The sequence below is a fragment of the Embleya sp. NPDC059213 genome, from assembly GCF_042754445.1.
In the GTDB taxonomy this organism is placed as follows: Bacteria; Actinomycetota; Actinomycetes; order Streptomycetales; family Streptomycetaceae; genus Embleya.
The window spans coordinates 23,993-44,330 of sequence record NZ_JBHZAV010000049.1; the positions used below are offsets into that span (position 1 = coordinate 23,993).

Consider the following 20,338-nt stretch of genomic DNA (forward strand, 5'->3'; position numbering starts at 1 on the left):
CGTTCGGGGGAAGACACGGTGTGGCAGTGCGGGGTATGAAGGACCACAAGTCAGTCGAGATCGCATGAGGAGCCGCCTGATGTCCGAGTTCGTACCCGGGCTCGAAGGAGTCATAGCGTTCGAGACGGAGATCGCCGAACCCGACAAGGAGGGTGGCGCGCTCCGGTACCGAGGTGTGGACATCGAGGACCTCGTCGGCCACGTCTCGTTCGGCAATGTCTGGGGCCTGCTGGTGGACGGGGCGTTCAACCCCGGCCTGCCGCCGGCCGAACCGTTTCCGATCCCGATCCATTCGGGCGATGTCCGCGTGGACGTGCAGAGCGCGCTGGCCATGCTCGCTCCGGTGTGGGGTCTGAAACCGCTGCACGACATCGACGACGCCCAGGCGCGGGACGACCTGGCCCGGGCCGCCGTGATGGCGCTGTCGTACGTCGCCCAGTCGGCCCGCGGCCTGGAGAAGCCGATGGTGCCGCAGAGCGAGATCGACAAGGCACAGACCATCGTCGAGCGCTTCATGATCCGCTGGCGCGGCGAGCCGGACCCGCAGCACGTCAAGGCGGTCGACGCCTACTGGACGTCGGCGGCCGAGCACGGCATGAACGCCTCGACGTTCACCGCGCGTGTGATCGCGGGCACCGGTGCCGACGTCGCCGCGTGTCTGTCCGGCGCGGTCGGCGCGATGTCCGGCCCGCTGCACGGTGGTGCGCCCTCGCGCGTGCTGCACATGATCGAGGAGATCGAGCGCACCGGCGACGCCACGGCGTACGTCAAGGGCGTCCTCGATCGCGGCGAGCGCCTGATGGGCTTCGGTCACCGGGTCTACCGGGCCGAGGACCCCCGCGCGCGCGTGTTGCGGCGCACGGCCAAGGAGCTGGGGGCGCCTCGCTACGAGGTGGCCGCGGCGCTGGAGAAGGCGGCGTTGGAGGAGCTTCAGGCTCGGCGCCCCGACCGGATCCTGGCCACCAACGTGGAGTTCTGGGCCGCAGTGATGCTGGACTTCGCCGAGGTTCCGGCGCACATGTTCACCTCGATGTTCACCTGCGCCCGGACCGCCGGGTGGAGTGCGCACATCCTGGAGCACAAGCGCACCTCGCGCCTGGTGCGGCCGGCCGCCCTGTACATCGGCCCGGGCACCCGCCCGATCACCGAGGTCGCGGGTTACGACGACACGGTCCGCAACCTGACCTGAGGTATGAGTGCTCGACGCTCATCCGGAGCCCCGTCCCCCGCAGGGGGTGCGGGGTTCCGTCGTGTCCGCCGCGCGGCACCGGTCAGGCGCGGCCCTCCAGGATGGCCACCTGGCGGGCGTCGTCGGCGCGGGGGCAGGTGCCGCACAGGGCGTCGGGGTCGACGGTGTACCACAGACAGCACACGCTCTGGGTGCGGTTGCAGTGGGTGCGGCCCTCGGTGCCGCGCAGGGTGCGAAAGCCCGCGTCGCGCTTGAACCGGCCGGTGTCGCCGGGGAGCAGTTCGCCGAGTTCGCGGACCGCGCGCTCGCCCTCGGCCTCGCCGAGCATGCGGCCCAGATACCAGACGGCGCTCACCAGTTCGTCCGCCACCATGCCCCACAACACCCGCTCGCCCCGGCGCAGGTGCGGCCGGAAGGCGCCGAGCAGCGGCTCCAGGTGCGCGGACACCGTGCGCAACAGCTCGGCTCGCAGCGCGGCCTGGTCGGCGACCACGCGGGCGCCGGCGGCGCCCGCGTCCGGGTCGTCGGGCAGGCACGCGAAGGTGTTCGAGGTGACCGTGAAGCAGCGGTTGGACCGTTCGGATCCGAGGTCGATCCATACCTCGTCCAGGCTCACCAGCGGGACGCGGCGACCGAGGAACCAGGGCCCGGCGAGCATCAGGCACGCGTACCACGCGTAGCCGTGCAGGGCCCACATCGCGATCGCGTCGGCGCGTGGTTCGGCGTCGAGCGTCGCGAGGATGCGCCGCCGTTCGGCGGCCAGCGCGCCGGCGATCACGTCGGGGTCGCTCGCCAGCCGCGAGGCGTGCAGCAGGTCCGCTCCCGGACGCCCGGGCTCGACCGCGATCAGCGGGCACGCGGCCCCGAGCGCCCGGAAGGTCTCCGCGAACGCGGGGCACGGTGCGAGCTGCCGAAGATCGAGCAACGTCATGATCCGAAGGTAAGGCTTGCCTAACCAGACTGTCCACATGATGCGCCCGAGAGTGCGATCACACGCCGCGACCCCACCCGGTCGGCCGATGCCACCGCGGGGCGCACGATCGCCTCGCGCGCCCTGCGGACGCGCTGCCGCCCGGAGGCGCGCAGCCGACGCGGGCCCGGGCGGGCGGCCAAGCCATAGGGTCGGGCGTCATGGATACCGCCACGCCCGAACTGACCTACGGCGACATCAGGAACGCCGCCGAACGCATCGTGGGCCAGACCCAACCGGTCACCATGATGCCGATTCACCCGTCGCCGCACGTGTGGCTCGCGTTGGAGTACATCCAGCACACCGGATCGTTCAAGGCCCGCGGCGCGGCGAACTTCACCACCGCGCACATCGAGGCGGGCACCATGCCCGAGGCCGGCGTGGTGATCGCCTCCGGCGGCAACGCGGGCCTCGCGTGCGCGTGGGCGGCGCGTGGCGCGGGCGTGCGCGCGACGGTGTTCCTGCCGGAGACCGCGCCGCGGATCAAGGTGGAGCGGCTGCGTACGTACGGCGCGGACGTGCTGCTGGTGGGCCGCGAGTACGCGGACGCGTTGGAGGCGTCGCGGCGCTACGCCGACGAGACCGGCGCGCTGTTGTCGCACGCGTACGACAACCCGCTGATCGCCGCGGGCGCGGGCACGCTGGTGCCGGAGATGGTGGCGGGCGTACCCGGGAAACTGGACACGATCATCGTCTCGGTCGGCGGCGGCGGCCTGTTCGCGGGCGTGGCGACCGCAGCCGAGGAACACGGGATCCGCACGGTCGCGGTCGAACCGGAACACTGCCGCGCGCTCAACGCCGCCCTGGAGGCCGGCGAGGTCGTGGACGTGCCGACCGACTCGATCGCCGCCGACTCGCTGGGCGCGCGCCGGGTCTCCCGCACGGCCCTGGCGACGGCACGACGCACCGGCGCGTTCTCGGTCCTGGTCTCCGACAAGGCCATCATCGAATCCCGTCAGGCCCTGTGGGACAACTTCCGCATCGTCGTCGAACCCGCCGCCGCCACGGCCCTGGCCGCCCTCTCCACCGGTGCCTACGCCCCGGCCCAGGGGGAAAAGGTCGCCGTCATACTGTGCGGCGCCAACACCGACCCGGGTGACCTGGTCTGAACCCGGCGCCCGACGCCGCACGGGCGGCCACCGCGCGAGCACGGTCGTGCGGTGGCCGTTTCGGTATCGGGTGACGATCCCGGGTCGGGCTCAGCCGAGGTCGGCGCCGTAGACGTGGTCGACCGTCATGGTCATCAGCACTCGGCGGTCGGCCACCATCACCGCGCGGTATTCGGTCCAGTTCGGGTGCTCGCCGGCGGCGTGGCGGTAGTAGTCCACCAGGGCCTCGACCTCCGGGCCGTCGGGCGTGGCCCCCGGCCCGGTCAGGGTCACCGTGCCCTCGGCGGTGGCCCATGAGCGGCCGTCGGGGCCGGTGACCTCCAGGGCGGCTCGTGGATCGCGGCGCAGGTTCGCCGTCTTGGCGCGGCCCTCGGTCATCGAGACGTAGAGGAGGCCGGTCTCGGGGTCGTAGAAGGGCATGACGGGGGAAAGCTGGGGGCGGCCGTCCGACTTGATCGTGGCGAGGACGCCGAGTCGGCTTTCCGCGAGCAGCGTGCGTGGGTTGAACGACGTGTCGGTCATGCCGATGCCAAGTCGCCGTCGCCCGCCGACATTCCCCGCCGCGTCCGGCCGGGTGACGTGGGCGGGGCCGACTCACCCGCCGGATTCCGCGCGCCCGGGGCCCGGGGGCAATGCGGCGGCCAGGAGTTCGGCCAGGTGCAGCGGCCGGCGGTCGCTCACGTGGGTGATCTGGGTACGGCAACTGAACCCGTCCGCCAGGGTCACCGCATCCGGCCCGGCGGCCTCCAGCGCGGGCAGCAGGCGGTCCGCCGCGACCGCGCGCGACAACTCGCCGTGCGCCGCCTCGTACCCGAAGTTGCCCGCCAACCCGCAACAACCGCCCGCGAGTTCGCCGGTCAACCCGGCGCGCGCACGCAGCCGGCGATCGGCCGCGTCGCCGAGCACCGCGTGCTGGTGGCAGTGCAGTTGGCCGGTCACCGGGCGATCCAGCACCGGCGGCGACCAGTGCGGCGCGTACTCCTCCAGGGCCTGGGCGAAGGTCTTGACCGAGTCCGCCAGACCGGCCGCGGCCGGGCCGAGCAGCTCGGGTACGTCGGTGCGCAGCGCCGCCGCGCAGGACGGTTCCAGGCCCACGATCGGCAGTCCGGCCTCGATCGCCGGCCGCAGAACGCGCACCGTGCGGCCCATCACCCTTCGGGCGATGCCCAGTTGCCCGGTCGAGACCCAGGTCAGGCCGCAACACACCGACCCCGGCGGCACCACCACCTCCAGCCCTGCGGCCTCCAGCACCTCGACCGCGGCGCGCCCGACCTCGGGCCGGAAACGGTTGGTGAAGGTGTCCGGCCACAACACCACGCGCGGTCGCGAACCACCCTTCGCACGCGGCCGATCGCGCCACCAGCGGGTGAACGGCTCGGCGGCCGGCGACGGGATCTCCCGAGTGCGATCGAGCCCGGCCGCACCGAGCGCGGCCCGGCGCAGCGCCGGCACCCGCGCCGCCGCGTCGATCACGCCCGCCAGACCGGGCACCGCACCCACCGCGCGGGCCCACAGCGGCAGGTTGCCCAGCACGTAGTGCGCCGCCGGCCGCAGTCGACCCCGATAGTGGTGGTGCAGGAACTCGGCCTTGTAGGTGGCCATGTCCACATCCACCGGACAGTCGCTGCGGCAGCCCTTGCAGGACAGGCACAGGTCGAGCGCGTCGCGCACCTCGGTGGAGCGCCAGCCGTCGGTGATCACGTCGCCGATCAGCATCTCGTGCAACAACCGGGCGCGTCCGCGGGTCGAGTGCGCCTCCTCGCCGGTGACCCGGTACGACGGGCACATCACCCCGCCCGAGGAGGTGTCCGCCGACTCGCGGCACTTGCCCACCCCCACACAGCGACGCACCGCCGCCGCGAAGTCGCCGCCGTCCGCCGGATAGCCGAACTCCACCGACACCGGCGTACGCGTCCCGGTGAAGCGCAGATTGCCGTCCACAGGGTGTGGACGAACCAGGATGCCCGGGTTCAACAATCCCGCCGGATCCCAGATCGCCTTGAAGGCGCCGAACAGTTCGACGATCTCCGGTCCGTACATCCGGGGCAGGAACTCGGCCCGGGCCTGCCCGTCGCCGTGTTCCCCGGACAGTGAGCCGCCGTGCGCGACGACCAGGTCCGCCAGGTCGGACGAGAACGCCCGAAACGCCGCGACGCCGCGGGTGGTGAGCAGGTCGAAGTCGATCCGGATGTGCACACACCCCTCGCCGAAGTGGCCGTAGGGCAGTCCGCGCAACTCGTGCCGGTCCATCAGCTCGGCCAACGCGCGCAGGTACGCGCCGAGCCGCTCGGGCGGCACGGCGGTGTCCTCCCAGCCCGGCCACGCCTCGGAGCCGTCCGCCATCCGGGTCGCGGTGCCGGACGCCTCCTCGCGGATCCGCCACAACGCCCGCTGTTCCGCCGGGTCGGTGACCACCCGAGCCGGTCCGGAGCCGGCCGACGCGTGCGCCCGGGCCACCGCCTCGGCGATCGAGTCGCCGCCGAACTCGACGAACAACCAGGCCGCGCCGGGCGGCAGTTCGACCTCGCGGGCGGACGCGGCCAACGCGACCAGGCCCGCGCTCAGGCTCTCCACGGTCAGCGGCCCATACGGCAGCAGAGCGGGCGCCGCGTCCGCCGCGGCGAAGTCGTCCGCAAAGCCCAGCACCACCAGGGCGCGGGCCCGGGGCGCCTCGACCAGGCGCAGGCCGGCCCCGAGCACCACCGCGCAGGTGCCCTCGGTGCCGACCAGGGCCCGGGCCAGGTCGCGCCCGTGCTCGGGCAGCAGCCGGTCCAGGGCGTAACCGGAGACCCGACGCGGCAGGGCCGGGAAGCCCCGCCGGATCAACGCCAGGTTGGCGTCGGCGAGTTCGGCGAGCGCGGCGTGGATCTCGGCGGCGCGGCCGGTCGTGGGCACCGGCTGATCGCGGCCGACCCGCATCCGGGTGCCGTCCATGGTCGCGACGTCGAGCCATTCCACGTTGGCGCTCGTCCGGCCCCAGGCGACCGAGTGCGACCCGCACGCGTCGTTGCCGATCATGCCGCCGAGCGTGCAGCGGCTGTGCGTGGAGGGGTCCGGGCCGAAGGTGAGTCCGTGTCGGCCGGCCGCGCGGCGCAGGTCGTCGAGCACGACGCCGGGCTCGACGTGCGCGATCCGGTTCGCCGGGTCGACGTGGTGGATCCGGTTCAGGTGCCGGGCCAGGTCCAGGACCACGCCGTTGCCGGTGGCCTGCCCGGCGATGCTGGTGCCGCCGCCGCGCACGGTGACCGGCGCCCCCAGCTCGTGGCACACCGCGAGCGCGGCGAGCACGTCCTCGGCGTCCAGCGGCGCGACCACCCCCGGCGGCACGTTGCGGTGGTTGGAGGCGTCCATCGAGTACAGCGCGCGGGCCTGCGGGTCGAACCGGACCTCGCCCCGCACTCGTGCCCGCAACGCGTCTTCGAGGTCCCCGAACTGTGCCGTCACCCCGTCATCCTCGCGCGTGCCGGGCGCTCGGGTCGCCGGACCCGGTCGGGCGCGGCGGGTCGGCCGGCCGTCGAGACGGCGAATGCTCGCATGGTGGGCGGGATCGTCTCATTGTTCGGAATGCGCGTCACTCGCGAATCGGGCGCGACTACGCTCTTCGCGTGGCCGAGATCCAGATTCCCGCAGCGCTCATGCCCGCCGACGGCCGGTTCGGTTCGGGCCCGTCCAAGGTACGCCCCGAGGCACTCGCCGCTCTCGCGGCGACCGGTACCTCTCTCCTGGGCACCTCCCACCGGCAGGCGCCGGTGAAGAACCTGGTGCGCCGGGTTCGCGAAGGTGTCGGCAGCCTGTTCTCCCTGCCCGAGGGATACGAGGTGATCCTGGGCAACGGTGGTGCCACCGCCTTCTGGGACATCGCCGCATTCGGCCTGGTCGAGCGCAAGTCCCAGCACCTGTCGTTCGGCGAGTTCTCCTCCAAGTTCGCCACGTCGGTCAAGGCCGCGCCGTGGCTGGACGAGCCGACGGTACTCAAGGCGGAGCCCGGCACGCACCCGCTGCCGCAGGCCGAGGCGGGCGTGGACGTATACGCCCTGACCCACAACGAGACCTCGACCGGCGTCGCGATGCCGATCGCCCGACCGGCCGGCGCCGACGCGGGCTCGCTGGTGCTGGTCGACGCGACCTCCGCGGCGGGCGGCCTGCCGGTGGACGCGGCCGAGACCGACGTCTACTACTTCGCACCGCAGAAGAACTTCGCCGCCGACGGCGGTCTGTGGCTCGCCGCGTTCTCGCCGGCCGCGCTGGAGCGCGCGCAGCGGATCGCCGCGTCGGACCGCTACATCCCGCCGTTCTTCGACCTGGCCACCGCGATCGACAACTCGGTCAAGGACCAGACCTACAACACGCCGGCGCTGAGCACGCTGTTCCTGCTCGCCGACCAGCTCGACTGGATCAACGGGCAGGGCGGCCTGGACTGGGCCGTCGCGCGCACCGCCGACTCGTCGAGCCGGCTGTACGGGTGGGCCGAGAAGTCCGCGTACGCGAGCCCGTTCGTGACCGACCCGGCGGCCCGCTCCCAGGTCGTCGGCACGATCGACTTCGCCGACTCGGTGGACGCCGCCGCGGTGGCCAAGGTGCTGCGCGCGAACGGCATCGTGGACACCGAGCCCTACCGCAAGCTGGGCCGCAACCAGCTCCGGGTGGCGATGTTCCCGGCCGTCGAGCCGGCCGACGTCGAGGCGCTGACCGCGTGCGTCGACTACGTGATCGAGCAGCTCTGATCCGCGTCCGCGAAGCCTGACGGGCCGCCGCCCCGGACCACCTCGGTCCGGGGCGGCGGCCCGTTCCCGCTCAGTCCCCGTTCCGGCCGCCCAGCCGCCGGTACGCGAAGAACAGCACTCCCAGGCCGACCACGGCCAGCAGCACCGGGCTGTAGGTCTTGGCCTTGTCCGCGACGGACTCGCCCCCGCTCTCGTCGCCGGCGGACGTGGTCGCGTCCGCGGCACCCCCGCCGTCCGAGCCGGAGCCGGGCTTGCCGCCGGGCGCGTTGCGCACCAGGTCCGGGCGGTTGTCGCCCTTGAGCTCGACCCGGCGGACCTGACTGCCCTTGCCCTCGCTGCCGAACAACAGCTCCTTGCCGTCCCGACTCCACGCCACCGATTCGCCCTGGCGCTGGATCGGCACGCCGACCCCGGCCAATTCCTTGCCGGGCGCGGCGAACACGGTCGCGGAGAAGTAGCCGCGCAGCACGAACCGGGAGCCGTCCGGCGCGAACGCGCCGTCGGTCACCGTCGAGCCGCCGGCGGCGATCCGCTTGAACGTGTTGACCCCCGTCGAGGAGAGCTGCTCGGGCTGCTCGTACAGGCCGCCCTCGCCCTCCTTGCTGGCGATGTACAGCTTGTTCGTCCGCGGATCCAGCAGCAGCGCCTCGGCGTCGCGCGGACCGTTGTCGTACTTCACCCGGAATTTGGTCGCCTTGACCGTCGCGTCGGCCAGCGTCGCGGGTTCGGCGAAGCGGTAGATCCACACCTCGGGCCATTTGCCGTGCAGGTTGTCGCCGATGTCGCCGACGAACACCGCCGGATTGCCCGCGTCGTCCTTGCCAACGGTGATCGCTTCCCAGTCCCGCGCGTCCACGCCGGACAGCGTGATGGTCGCCTTGGTGGCGCCGTCCTTGCCGATCGCGTAGATCCTGGGCGCGTCCGAGCTGTCGTTGTGCGTCCAATAGACGTCCGGGTGCCGCAAACTGGCCACCAGGCCGCTGGACTCGGTGATCCGCTCGTCCTTGATGGTGAACAACACGTCCGCGTCGGCCACCGCCGACGCCGGTATCGCCATCACCAGGGCGGCGGCGGCCGCCAGGGCTCCGAAGCCGCGCATCCCGCGTCCCACCCGGCCCCGTCCCACCCGCTTCACCCGTCCCGTCCTGTCATGGGGTCCAGCCTGCCGGCCCGGCCCCGATCACCGTCGAGGCGGCGGCACTTTGTGACAGCTCGGTCGCATGCGTCGCGGATCGCCGTGCATCGGGGCCGGCCCCGGCGACGACACGCGAGTTCGCGCCGCGCCGGGTCCGGCGTCGGTGCCTCAACGCATCAGGGCACCGATGATCACGGCGATGAGCAGGAGGGCCAGGGTGGCCGTGACGATGCGGGTTCTGGTGCGGGGATTCACGCCCCAGAGACTACGCGGCGCGGGCGCGCGGTCGAATTCCGGCCGGGCGCCCGCGCTCGCGGTCACACCATCGACACCGCCAGCCTGCGCCGGAAGGCGGCGAGCACGGTGCGGTCGCCGGTCTGCGAGACGACCGTGCCGGGGCGTCGGCCCCACAGGTAGAGCAACAGTTCGGCGGGCTCGCCGCTGACGGCCGCGTCCGCGAACCCCTGGTCGCGGGACATGGCCACGCCGGAGCGCTGCATGGTCAGCCGCCAGTGGTGCCGGTTGCTGTGCACGCCGATCGTGCGCCCGCTCGCGCCGTCGCGCGCGCTGCCGTCGTAGTGCGCCGGGAGCAGTACGCCCAGCACCTCGTCGATGCCGTCCAGGGACTGCTGGGCGTCCAGCGGTCCCGGGGTGCCGACGGCCATCTCGATGTCGGCGCGGTGCACCGCGGCCTCGCGCGCCATCCGACGGATCAGGAAGCCGGCGGTGCCCGGGTCGGGCCCGTCGCCGTCCACGCCCTCCGCCACGCCCGGGTCGAGGTTCTCCCCCTCGATCGGGTCGAGCGGGTCCCGCCGGGCCATCTCGGTCACGAGCGCCGCGTGCGCCCGGGTGTAGGTGTCGAGCAGATCCCCCTTGGTTGCGCTGCCCGCGACCGGGAGCGGGTCGCCCCCGACCGGGCGGTGCTGCGGGCGTAGTTGCCCGGCTGCATCGGTGTACATGAGCACGGAATGTCGTACGACGTCGGCGACCGTCCAACCGGGACAGGACGGTACCGGCGCGTCCATGTCCGTGACGGCCGCCTGGCCCAGACGGAGACCTTCCGCCTGGAACAGGTGCTGGAACCGCACGTAGTCCATCCATCGAGGATTCCAGCGTTTCGGGTGACGTGTCGATGGCCTGCGTCACCCCTGAGTGTGAATCCCACGTCAAGAAAAGGTGTGTCGCACACTCGTGCTGACACTCTGTCAGATCTTGACCACAGGATTACCGAACTCCGACCGTGTCGCCGAGACGGCGGGCTTCGCCGGCCGCATCGCCCGCACCACGGTGCTCGGCCGCAGCCGGATTCCGGCATGCCGGGCGAGCAGCACGCCCACCACGAGCGCCGCGGCCAACGAGATCAGGCCGCCCACGAGCAAACCGGTACGTGGCCCGAAGCTCTCCGCCAGCCACCCGGTCAGGGGGCCGCCCAGCGGGGTGCCGCCCATGAAGACGAGCATGTAGATGCCCATCACCCGACCGCGCATCGCCGGATCGCTGCCGAGTTGCACGGTCGAGTTCGCCGCCGTGTTGAAGGTCAGCCCGGCGATCCCGATCGGCACCAGCAGCAGCGCGAAGCTCCAGTAGCCGGGCATCAGCGCGGCGATCGTCTCCAGCAGTCCGAACACGATCGCGGCACCGACCAGCACCCGCAGCCGGGTCCGGCCACGCTTGGCCGCGAACAGGGCACCCGCCAGCGAGCCGACCGCGAACACCGTGTTGAGCAGCCCGAACGAGCCGGGTCCGGCGTGGAAGACGTCGTTGGAGAAGGTCGCCAGGGTGACCGCGAAGTTGTAGCCGAAGGTGCCGATGAAGCCGACCAGGGCGATCGCCACGAGCAGGTCGGGCCGACCGCGCACATAGCGCAGCCCCTCGCGGAGTTGTCCCTTCTCGCGCGGCACCACCGGCATCGTGCGCAGTTCCGACTCGCGCATGGCCAGCAGGCCGAGCAACACCGCGATGTAGGACACCGCGTTGACCGCGAACACCCAGCCGGTGCCGATCGCGGTGATCAGCAGGCCGCCGACCGCGGGGCCGACGATCCGGGCGAGCTGGAAGTTCGCCGAGTTCAGGCTGACCGCGTTGGCCAGGTCCTTGCGGCCGACCATCTCGATCACGAACGCCTGCCGCGCGGGGTTGTCCACCGCGGTGGCCATGCCCAGTCCGAACGCGAGCAGCCACACGTGCCACACCTGGACGGCATCGCTCAACACCAGCACCGCCATCACGGCGGCGAGCAGACCCATCACGGTCTGCGTACCGATCAACAACAGGCGCTTGCGGTAGCGGTCGGCGATCACGCCGCCCCACAGGCCGAACAACAGCATGGGCAGGAATTGCAGCCCGGTGGTCACCCCGAGCGCGGTCGCGCTGCCGGTGAGCTTGAGCACGAGCCAGTCCTGGGCGATGCGTTGCATCCAGGTACCCGTGTTCGACACTGTCTGCCCCGCGGCAAACAGCCGGAAGTTGCGGTTTCGTAGTGATGAGAAGGTGCCGGCTGTCGCCGCCACGGGCTCCCCCTTCGTCGTACGGTCGGCCTGGGCCGGATGAACATCCCGTCCCTGAACCGACCACGACGCGGGGCGCGCGGATTCCCGCACACGCAAGGCCGTCGAGCCTGCGCGCCGGGCTCCTAGGCCTGCGCCAACTTCTCCAGCACCGGCAGGGCCGCGCGCAACGCCTCGTTCTCCTCGGGCGTGAGCCGGGACAGGTTCTCCGCCAGCCAGGCGTTGCCCAGCCTGCGGTTCTCCTCCACCACGGCGGCGGCGGGCTCGGTCGCGGAGACCACGACCTGCCTGCGGTCGTCGGGGTGCGGCTCACGCCGCACCAGGCCGCGCTCCTCCAAGCCGGCGATCACCCGTGTCATCGAAGGCGGTTGCACCTTTTCCTGCCGGGCGAGTTCACCCGGAGTCATGGCGCCGCGCACAACGAGCACGGTCAACACCGAAAGCTGGGTGGGGCTCAGCGTCTCGTCGGCCCGCTGATTGCGCAGGCGACGGGAGAGCTTCAGCACCGAGGCACGGAGAGCAGCCACCGTGGCACGGTCGGGTTCGGACGGGGACACGTTGTTTAGCTTAACTCTTTACTCTCGCTAACTTCCAATGGTTTGCCCCCCGGAGATATTCCCGAAGACACCAGCAGGCCACAACCGGCCGCCCACCCCCGACAAAGCCCCAGCACCGCCCACCCGCCACCCCCACTTCCGAGCCCGCAGTCTCAGACTTCGCCCCAGCTCCCGAATGCGGCCCCGACCCGGCGCGCCGGCGCCCCCGACCCAGCCCCCTACTTGACCCCCAAAACCTGCTCAATCGGATCAATAGCAAAATGCACCACAAACAACCCCGAAACGACCCACAACAACACCGGAATCTCCCGCGCCCGGCCCACCGCAGTCCGCAGCACCACATACAGCACGAACCCCGCACCGATCCCGGTGGTGATGCTGTACGTGAACGGCATCAGCGCGATCGTCACGAACGCCGGCGCCGCGACCGTCAGGTCGTCCCACTCGATGTGCTTGATCTGCGTCATCATCAACGCGCCGACCACCACCAGCGCCGGCGTGGCGGCCTGCGCCGGCACCAGCTTCGCCAACGGCGTGAACAGCAGCGCGAGCGCGAACAGGCCACCGGTGACCAGGTTGGCCAACCCGGTCCGGGCCCCTTCGCCGACCCCCGCCGTGGATTCCACGAAGACCGTGTTGGAGGACGCCGAGGCGCCACCACCGGCGATCGCGCCCACCGACTCCACCGTCAGGATGCGGCCCAGATTCGGCACCCTGCCCTGCTCGTCGAGCAGTCCGGCCTCGCGGCTGACCCCGATGATGGTGCCCATGCCGTCGAAGAAGTTCGACAGCAGCAGCGTGAAGATCAGCAACGACGCGGTGATGAAGCCGACCCGACCGAACGCGCCGAACAGGTCCACATTGCCGATCAGTCCGAAGTCGGGTGTGTCCACGACACCGTTCGCCTCGGGCGCGGTCAGCCCCCAGGTCGCCTTGTCCAGACCGGCCGCCTGGTGCACGATCACCGCGAGCGCGGTCGAGGCGACCATGCCGATCAGGATCGCGCCCGGCACCTTGCGCACGACCAGCACGAACGTGAGCAGCAGCCCGAAGCAGAAGACCACGGCGGGCCAGCCCTTGAGCGTGCCGCCACTGCCCAGCGCGACCGGCACGGTGCTGTGCACGTCGTCCGGGACCCTGGTCACCACACCCGCGCTGACCAGGCCGACCAGGGTCACGAACAAACCGATGCCGACCCCGATCGCCTGCTTGAGGGCCAGCGGGATCGCGTTCATGATCGCCTCGCGCAGCCCGGTGGCGGCCAGGATCAACAGGCCGATGCCCTCCAGCACGACCAGGCCCATCGCCTCGTCCCACGTGGTCTGCGGCGCGATCTGGAACGCGACCATCGCGTTGATGCCCAACCCGGCGGCCAACGCGAGCGGCATGTTGCCGACCAGGCCCATCAGGATCGTCATCACCGCGGCGACCAGAACGGTGGCGGTGACCAACTGCGGCTGGGACAGGTGATGGCCGTATCGATCCTGGGCAGACCCCAAAATAATGGGATTCAGCACAATGATGTAAGCCATCGCGAAGAAGGTGGCGAGACCACCACGCACCTCGCGCAGCGGCGACGAGCCACGCTCCGAGATCTTGAAGAAGCGGTCGAGCCCGCCCCTTCGCGCGGTCGAAATCTCGGGGTCGGTCGCAGCGGCGGCCTGGCGGGACATGCTGATCCTCGGAGCGCGGGAACGGGTGGTCGAGACACGCACACGGCACCTGGGACCGGTGCCGGGAGACCTTGAAAGGGTGCCAGACACCACACCAAAAACCGGAACCGACCCTTCCGCTTGTTCGTCGGGACGGGCGCGGGACCGGCACAGGCGGCCAAGTAGCCTAGGTTTCGTGAGCAGGCACGGGAGCGGGAAACGACGGCGCACCTCGCCGGATCCGGACGACACGGGCGCACCGCGCCCGGACACCAGCCCGCTCGGCGGCGGTGAGTACACGTCCGACGAGGCGGCGGACGAGTACCCGCCCACGGGCTACGACCCGACCGAATACCCATCGCCCGCGTACGAGCCCGCCGAGTACGAGCCGTACTCGTCCGGGGAGCACCCCGTGCAGTACTCCTCCGGGGATCAACCCGAGCCGTACTCCTCCGGGGAACACTCCGTGCCGTACTCCGGGGAACACCCCGTGCCCACCTACGGCGCGAGCGCCTACGACCCGGCCACCGATCCGGCCCTCATGGGCGGAACCGCCGAATTCGCCGCCGTCGTCGACGAGCCTGCCGAGCCCGACCGGCCCCGATCCGCCGAGCCCCGCCCCACCGAGCCTCACGACACCGAGCCCCCCGACACGGACACCGGCATGCGCCCCGCGCCCCCTCCGCACGAGGGCGACATCATCAAGCTCGTCGCCGTCGGCAGCCTGATCTGGTTCGCCCTGTTCGTGGTCGCGTGGTTCATGCGCGACTCGCTCGCCGAGGACCGGGAGTGGTGGCCGTGGTGCGCGCTGGCCGGCTCCGGCCTGGGCCTGTTCGGTCTCTGGTACTGCCGCCGACTCCAGAACGACGACTGACCGCAACCCCACCACAGGCCACAAACCACGAGCCACCAACCACAGGCAACGAGCCGCGACCGACGAACCGCAATCGCAAACAATACAAAATCCGACATCAAGCCCATTTCCTAACGTAGCGTCAGGGCATGCTCGAAGCCCCCGCCACCCTCCCCGGCCTGACCGCCGCCCAGGTCGCCGAACGCGTCGCGGACGGTCGCGTCAACGACGTGCCGGCCCGGTCCAGCCGCAGCACCTCGGCGATCGTCCGGGGCAACGTCCTCACCAGGTTCAACGCGATCATCGGCACCCTGTTCGTGGTGATCCTGATCGTCGGCCCGATCCAGGACGGCCTGTTCGGCCTGGTCATCGTGGCCAACACCGCGATCGGCATCATCCAGGAGCTGCGTGCCAAGCACACCCTGGACGCGCTGGCGGTGGTCGGCGAGGCCAAGCCCCGGGTGCGCCGGGACGGGCACACCGCCGAATTGTCCGCACGCGATCTCGTCCTGGACGACGTCTGCGAACTCGGCGCGGGCGAACAGGTCCTGGTGGACGGCGTGGTGGTCGAGGCGGACGCGCTCGAACTCGACGAGTCGCTGCTCACCGGCGAGACCGATCCGGTCCACAAGAAGGTCGGCGACCAGGTGATGTCCGGCAGCTTCGTGGCCGCCGGCAACGGCGCCTTCCGGGCGGGCAGGGTCGGCCGCGACGCCTACGCCGCCGAACTCGCCGAGGAGGCCGGCCGATTCACCCTGGTCGACTCGGAACTGCGCCGCGGCCTGGATCGCATCCTCACCTACGTGACGTGGTTGATGATCCCGGTGGGCATCCTGCTGATCATCAGTCAGCTCCGCACCCACGACGGCCTGCCCAACGCGCTGCGCGGCATGGTCGCGGGCCTGGTCACCATGGTGCCCGAGGGCCTGATGTTGCTCACCTCGGTCGCGTTCGCGGTCGGCGTGGTGCGGCTGGGTCGCAAGCAGTGCCTGGTCCAGGAACTGCCCGCGATCGAGGGCCTGGCCCGGGTCGACGTGGTCTGCCTGGACAAGACCGGCACGCTCACCGAGGGCGGCATGGACGTGGCCGAGACGCGCCCGCTCGACGACACCCTGCCCGTCGACGCGGCGCTGGGCGCCCTGGGCACCTCCGACCCGCGGCCGAACGCCAGCCTGCAGGCGATCGTGGACGCCTACCCGGCGCCGCCGAACTGGCCGGTCACCGACGTCGCCGCGTTCTCCTCGGCCCGCAAGTGGAGCGGCGCAAGCTTCGCCGGGCACGGGACCTGGCTGCTCGGCGCGCCCGATGTGCTGCTCCCCGAGGGCCACCCGGTGCTCGCGCAGGTGGACGAACTCGGCGCGCGGGGGCTGCGGGTGCTCCTGTTGGCGACCGCCGACGCGCTGACCGACGAGGCGGGCGGCCGGGCCCGTCCCGCCGCGCTGGTGGTGCTGCAACAGCGGCTGCGCCCTGACGCTGCGGCAACGCTGCGCTACTTCGCCGATCAGGGGGTGGCGACCAAGGTGATCTCCGGCGACAACGCGCTCTCGGTCGGCGCGGTGGCCGCCAAGCTCGGCCTCGCGGGCGCCGAACACGCGGTGGACGCCCGCCGGTTGCCCCAGGACCCGACCGAACTCGGTCGAGCGCTGGAGGACGACACCGTGTTCGGCCGGGTCACCCCGCAGCAGAAGCGGGCGATGGTGGCCGCGCTCCAGGCCCGCGACCACACGGTCGCGATGACCGGCGACGGCGTCAACGACGTGCTCGCGCTCAAGGACGCCGACATCGGCGTCGCGATGGGCGCGGGCAGCGGCGCGAGCCGCGCGGTCGCGCAGATCGTGCTCCTGGACAACAGCTTCGCCACGCTGCCCTCGGTGGTGGCTGAGGGCCGCCGGGTGATCGGCAACATCGAGCGGGTCGCGAACCTGTTCCTGACCAAGACCGTCTACGCACTGCTGTTGTCGCTGCTCACCGGCGTCGCGAGTGTGGTCTTCCCGTTCCTGCCCCGCCACCTCACCCTGATCGGCTCGCTCACCATCGGCGTGCCCGCGTTCTTCCTCGCCCTCGCCCCGAACACCGAACGGGCCCGCTCCGGCTTCGTGCCGCGCGTCCTGCGCTTCGCGATCCCCGGCGGCGTGGTCGCCGCGCTGGCCACCTTCCTGTCCTACTGGCTGGCCCACCTCAACCACGGCTCGAACCTCGACCAGGACCGCACCACCGCGGTGATCACCCTGTTCCTGGTCGCGACCTGGATCCTGGCGATCGTCGCCCGCCCCTACACGTGGTGGCGGATCGCCCTGATCGCGGCCATGGTGGCACTCTTCCTGATCGCGCTCTACGTCCCGTTCGTGGCCGACTTCTTCGCCCTGTATCCCCAGCACCAGGGCAACAACGGCACCGCGGTCGGCATCGCCCTGGTCGCCGCCGCCCTCCTCGAAGTCGGCTGGCACGTCTCGGGTTGGCTGGCCCACCGAAACACCGAGGACACCGAGCACCCCGAAAACGACGGGGACACCGCGGCCTGAGCCCCGGCGCCCCCATCGCCCCCGACGTACCGAGGCCCGCTCACACCCCGTCGAAGTCGCGTTCCGTCGCGAAGTGGTCCGCGTTCTCGGGGTGGGTCAGCAGTTGTTCGACCTCGAAGCGGCGGTGCCACTCGCCCGCCGCCCAGGCCAGGCCGCGCGCGACGCCCTCGAAGGTGGTGGCGTGCACCCGGCCGTCGACGTAGCGCCAGTCCGCGTCGAGTTCGCTCTCGTTCGGGCCGGAGACGATCAGCTCCTCGTGCTCGTAGTACTCCTTCGGCGCGTCCGGCATCGCGGCCAGCACGTCCTCCGGCACCTCGTGCAGCGTGCCCTCGGAGAGCACCTTGCCCGGGATCGTCTCGGACAGCAGCGGTACGTCGAGCAGGTCGGCCAGCGCCTCGGCACGATCCGGACGCACCGGCAGCACCACGTGCGCCGCGTCGTCCGCGACCAAGGCCGCCAGGTCCGGCGCGTCGCCCACCAGCGCGTCGGCCACGTCGGCGACGGTCATCCGCCCACCCGAGACGCCGCGCAGTTCGGCCGGCGCGGACAACCGCTCCGGTGCGACGTCGGCGAGCGCGGTGTACAGCGCCCGCAACTGGTCGCGCGTCACGGGCCGCTCCGGGTCCGCCAGACGCTCCAGAAGTTCGTCCGGGCCGTCCGGGTCGGCCAGCAGCGCCGCGAGCGTCGTACGCACGCCCAGGGCCGTCAGGAAGACCGGATCCAGGCTCGCCCGGACCTCGTCGTAGAGCCCGTGCAGCAGCCGGTCCCCGTCGGCGGCGAGCAGCCCCGCCGGCCGCCGGCCGTCCAGCACCGGATGTCCGCGCAGCCACCACGAGGTGTAGGAGGGCACCCGGGCCGTGCCGCCGTCCGGCAGCAGGACGTGCGCCGGCTCGGTCACCGCGCTGCGCAGCGGCGGCGTGGCGATCACCTCCAGCGCCTCGTCCCAGGCGTCGTCCGCGACCAGGTCCAGGTCGCGCACCGCGACGAAGGTCGCCAGCACCGGCGGCACCCCGTCGTCCGGCATGTGGTCGAGCACGTCGTCGAGCCAGTCGTCCTCGGCGTCCAGGTCGTGATCGCAGCCGTCGTGGTCCAGGACCACGTCGTCCTCCCGGACCAGGCCGAAGGTGCCGAGCACGCCGACCGCCTCCAGCACGTCCTCGCCCCAGCGCTCGACCAGGTCCGGGTAGACGACGCCGAGCGCGTCCGGCTCGACCACCGCGGCGATCCGGCTGCCGGGCAACATCAGTTCGCCGGCCGGGACCGCGTCGCCGTCCGCGTCCGGCAGCAGCAGCGCGGACAACCAGGGCTCGTCGCCGGGGCCGATCCGGGCGGCCCGGACCAGTTCCAGGATCGCGTCGGCGATGTCGTCGCCGTCCTCGCTGTCGGCCACCGCCGCGCGCACCGCCGGGTCCGCGAGCACCGCCCTCGGGGTGGCCCGGATCGCGCCCAGCCGTTCCAGGAGCGGGTGGGTCGCGTCCGGGTGGGCGACGCGCAGCCGGAGCACGTCGAGCGCGGCCGGGTCGGGGCTGTCCGGACCGGGCAGCAGGATCCCGCGCGGCCCGCGCACGATCCGGCCGTCCGCGAGCGGCACCGGCAGCGCGCCCAGCGCGTCCCGGGCGGCCGGGTCGAACGCGTCGTACAGGGCCCGCCACCAGGCCGGCTCCCGATCCATGCCGGCCAACTGGTCGACCACTTCGGCCAGCGGCAACCGACGCACCCCCAGCACCCGCAGGGCCGCGCTGCGATCCAGCCCCGCGGGCAGCAGCCCGGCCACCACCGGTGCCAGCGCGTCGACCAGGCCCGGGCCCGCCGTCTCGATCAGCACCGCGTCGCGCGGACGCAGCAGGTCCCGGTCGCGCGCGGCGGTGCCCCGATCGAGCAGCAGCGCGTCCGGGTCGTCCGGCTCGGCCTCGGAGGCGGGCGCGGCGGCGGGCAGGAACGCGGTGTCGGCGAGTCGGGCCAGCACCCGATGCCGCAACAACCCGTCCAGCTCGCCCTCGGCGGTCGGGCCGGGCACCAGGCTCAGGATGCCGGTCGTACTGGTCGGCCAGGTGCCCAGCAGCGTGGCGTAGGTCTCGGCGGCGCGCTCGATCAGGAAGTCGCGCAGCGGGCCGGGCGCGGTGTGTCGGCGGGTCGGGTCGAGCGGGAAGGACGCGACGAGCAGCGCGGGCAGCCCGAGCGGCTCGTCGGTGGGCGTGGGGGCGTGCACGACGGGCCGTACGTCGGGCCGGCGCGGCTGGTCGACGGCGTCCAGCGGGACCGCCCACAACACCGACCAGGCGGCCCGCCGGCGCTCCTCTGTGGGCCGATCGGCGAGCAGTTCGGGCGCCAGCGCGCCGCCGTCCTCACCGACCCGCCAGCGGGTCGTCACGCCGTTGTCGGTCACCACGAGGGCGCCGCCCTCGGCCCGGCAGGTCAGCGTCCGCACGCCGTCCGCGGTCTCGATCACGATCTCGCCGAGCCGGCGCAGGGTGAGCAGCAACGCGTCGTCGATCTCGGCGAGCAGCCGGGCGGCCAGATCCGCGGCGGCGCCGTCGCGCAGCGGCAGCACCACGCAGGTGTCGTAGTCCTCGGGCGGCGTGCCCTCGGCCGGCATCGGCAGCCGCAGCACCGGCACACCGCCGTCGCGCCGGGCCAGCTCGTCGGTCAGTCCGGCGTTGTTCCGAGCCTGTTCGGCGACCAGGTCGCGGGCCTCCTGGAGGGACCAGCGCACGCCGCCGGTGCGCGAGAGCACGCACGGCTCGTCGGTGACCGCGAGCACCGCGGCGAAGCCGACCCCGAACCGGCCGACCGCCTCGGGCCCGTCGTCGCGCTTGGCGGAGGCGCGCAGCGTGGACAACGCCTCGACGCCCTGGGCGTGCAGCGGGTCGCCGGTGTTGGCCGCGACCAGCACGCCGTCGCGCAGGGTCAGCCGCAGCCGGCCCGGCACCCCCGCGCGGGCCGCCGCGTCGGCGGCGTTCTGCGCGAGTTCGACCACCAGGCGGTCGCGGTAGCCGCCGAGGGCGAGTTCCTCCTCGGCGTTCGCGTCCTCCCGGAAACGCGCGGGCGACGCGGCCCACGCGTCCAGTACGGCTCGCCGAAGCGAAGCGGTGCCAAAGCGGTCGTCGATGCCCATACCGT

Annotated in this window: 15 protein-coding genes; 5 read left to right on the top strand and 10 right to left on the bottom strand. The window is 72.3% G+C overall.

What is annotated here, in order from left to right; all coding sequences use genetic code 11:
* Nucleotides 1-79 precede the first annotated feature (79 nt).
* Nucleotides 80-1,189: a citrate synthase 2 gene (locus tag ACFXMF_RS19890; protein WP_360316319.1), complete on the top strand. Its 1,110-nt coding sequence runs from the start codon at nucleotides 80-82 to the stop codon at nucleotides 1,187-1,189.
* Nucleotides 1,190-1,271: 82 nt separating this feature from the next.
* Here the strand turns inward: ACFXMF_RS19890 and ACFXMF_RS19895 are convergent, their stop codons facing one another.
* Nucleotides 1,272-2,120 carry a (2Fe-2S)-binding protein gene (locus ACFXMF_RS19895; protein ID WP_360316322.1) on the bottom strand — a complete coding sequence of 283 codons (849 nt, stop codon included), beginning with the start codon at nucleotides 2,118-2,120 and terminating at the stop codon, nucleotides 1,272-1,274.
* 200 nt (nucleotides 2,121-2,320) lie between these two features.
* Here ACFXMF_RS19895 and ACFXMF_RS19900 point away from each other — a divergent pair, with 200 nt between their 5' ends.
* Nucleotides 2,321-3,268 carry a threonine/serine dehydratase gene (locus ACFXMF_RS19900; RefSeq protein WP_360316325.1) on the top strand — a complete coding sequence of 316 codons (948 nt, stop codon included), beginning with the start codon at nucleotides 2,321-2,323 and terminating at the stop codon, nucleotides 3,266-3,268.
* A 90-nt stretch (nucleotides 3,269-3,358) separates the two neighbouring features.
* Here the strand turns inward: ACFXMF_RS19900 and ACFXMF_RS19905 are convergent, their stop codons facing one another.
* Nucleotides 3,359-3,790: a PPOX class F420-dependent oxidoreductase gene (locus tag ACFXMF_RS19905; RefSeq protein ID WP_360316328.1), complete on the bottom strand. Its 432-nt coding sequence runs from the start codon at nucleotides 3,788-3,790 to the stop codon at nucleotides 3,359-3,361.
* Nucleotides 3,791-3,862: 72 nt separating this feature from the next.
* The gene (locus ACFXMF_RS19910) at nucleotides 3,863-6,712 is read right to left on the bottom strand and encodes an FAD-binding and (Fe-S)-binding domain-containing protein (RefSeq protein WP_360316331.1); all 2,850 of its coding nucleotides are present in this window, start codon (nucleotides 6,710-6,712) and stop codon (nucleotides 3,863-3,865) included.
* Nucleotides 6,713-6,873: 161 nt separating this feature from the next.
* Here ACFXMF_RS19910 and serC point away from each other — a divergent pair, with 161 nt between their 5' ends.
* Nucleotides 6,874-7,992 (top strand): phosphoserine transaminase, encoded by a 1,119-nt coding sequence (gene serC, locus ACFXMF_RS19915; protein WP_360316334.1) that lies wholly within the window; start codon nucleotides 6,874-6,876, stop codon nucleotides 7,990-7,992.
* Nucleotides 7,993-8,062: 70 nt separating this feature from the next.
* On the opposite strand, the gene ACFXMF_RS19920 is transcribed toward serC, so the two are convergent.
* The 6 genes from ACFXMF_RS19920 to ACFXMF_RS19945 form a co-directional block, all read right to left on the bottom strand.
* Complete coding sequence (locus ACFXMF_RS19920; RefSeq protein WP_360316337.1) at nucleotides 8,063-9,091, bottom strand: hypothetical protein; 1,029 nt, start codon at nucleotides 9,089-9,091, stop codon at nucleotides 8,063-8,065.
* A 204-nt stretch (nucleotides 9,092-9,295) separates the two neighbouring features.
* Nucleotides 9,296-9,448, bottom strand: a complete 153-nt coding sequence (locus tag ACFXMF_RS19925; RefSeq protein ID WP_360316339.1) for a hypothetical protein — start codon at nucleotides 9,446-9,448, stop codon at nucleotides 9,296-9,298.
* Nucleotides 9,445-10,224, bottom strand: a complete 780-nt coding sequence (locus ACFXMF_RS19930; protein WP_360316342.1) for a maleylpyruvate isomerase family mycothiol-dependent enzyme — start codon at nucleotides 10,222-10,224, stop codon at nucleotides 9,445-9,447. The genes ACFXMF_RS19925 and ACFXMF_RS19930 overlap by 4 nt, the downstream gene beginning before the upstream one ends.
* 108 nt (nucleotides 10,225-10,332) lie before the next feature.
* Complete coding sequence (locus ACFXMF_RS19935) at nucleotides 10,333-11,727, bottom strand: MFS transporter (RefSeq protein WP_379989849.1); 1,395 nt, start codon at nucleotides 11,725-11,727, stop codon at nucleotides 10,333-10,335.
* A gap of 32 nt (nucleotides 11,728-11,759) precedes the next feature.
* Nucleotides 11,760-12,161, bottom strand: a complete 402-nt coding sequence (locus ACFXMF_RS19940; RefSeq protein ID WP_360316348.1) for a MarR family transcriptional regulator — start codon at nucleotides 12,159-12,161, stop codon at nucleotides 11,760-11,762.
* Nucleotides 12,162-12,409: 248 nt separating this feature from the next.
* Nucleotides 12,410-13,864, bottom strand: a complete 1,455-nt coding sequence (locus tag ACFXMF_RS19945) for an NCS2 family permease (RefSeq protein ID WP_360316351.1) — start codon at nucleotides 13,862-13,864, stop codon at nucleotides 12,410-12,412.
* A gap of 175 nt (nucleotides 13,865-14,039) precedes the next feature.
* Between ACFXMF_RS19945 and ACFXMF_RS19950 the strand changes: the two genes are divergently transcribed.
* Nucleotides 14,040-14,717 carry a DUF2530 domain-containing protein gene (locus tag ACFXMF_RS19950; RefSeq protein ID WP_360316354.1) on the top strand — a complete coding sequence of 226 codons (678 nt, stop codon included), beginning with the start codon at nucleotides 14,040-14,042 and terminating at the stop codon, nucleotides 14,715-14,717.
* A gap of 128 nt (nucleotides 14,718-14,845) precedes the next feature.
* Entirely contained in the window at nucleotides 14,846-17,218 is a 2,373-nt protein-coding gene (locus tag ACFXMF_RS19955; protein WP_379989847.1) for a cation-translocating P-type ATPase, read from the top strand.
* A gap of 40 nt (nucleotides 17,219-17,258) precedes the next feature.
* Here ACFXMF_RS19955 and ACFXMF_RS19960 read toward each other — a convergent pair whose 3' ends face one another.
* Complete coding sequence (locus tag ACFXMF_RS19960; protein ID WP_360316360.1) at nucleotides 17,259-20,333, bottom strand: sacsin N-terminal ATP-binding-like domain-containing protein; 3,075 nt, start codon at nucleotides 20,331-20,333, stop codon at nucleotides 17,259-17,261.
* Nucleotides 20,334-20,338 lie beyond the last annotated feature (5 nt).

Bases quoted from the DNA above. Each gene is read 5' to 3' on its own strand.
- ACFXMF_RS19890 (WP_360316319.1), top strand. From the start codon at position 80: ATGTCCGAGTTCGTACCCGGGCTCGAAGGAGTCATAGCGTTCGAGACG.
- ACFXMF_RS19895 (WP_360316322.1), bottom strand. From the start codon at position 2,120: ATGACGTTGCTCGATCTTCGGCAGCTCGCACCGTGCCCCGCGTTCGCG.
- ACFXMF_RS19900 (WP_360316325.1), top strand. From the start codon at position 2,321: ATGGATACCGCCACGCCCGAACTGACCTACGGCGACATCAGGAACGCC.
- ACFXMF_RS19905 (WP_360316328.1), bottom strand. From the start codon at position 3,790: ATGACCGACACGTCGTTCAACCCACGCACGCTGCTCGCGGAAAGCCGA.
- ACFXMF_RS19920 (WP_360316337.1), bottom strand. From the start codon at position 9,091: ATGCGCGGCTTCGGAGCCCTGGCGGCCGCCGCCGCCCTGGTGATGGCG.
- ACFXMF_RS19930 (WP_360316342.1), bottom strand. From the start codon at position 10,224: ATGGACTACGTGCGGTTCCAGCACCTGTTCCAGGCGGAAGGTCTCCGT.
- ACFXMF_RS19945 (WP_360316351.1), bottom strand. From the start codon at position 13,864: ATGTCCCGCCAGGCCGCCGCTGCGACCGACCCCGAGATTTCGACCGCG.
- ACFXMF_RS19955 (WP_379989847.1), top strand. From the start codon at position 14,846: ATGCTCGAAGCCCCCGCCACCCTCCCCGGCCTGACCGCCGCCCAGGTC.
- ACFXMF_RS19960 (WP_360316360.1), bottom strand. From the start codon at position 20,333: ATGGGCATCGACGACCGCTTTGGCACCGCTTCGCTTCGGCGAGCCGTA.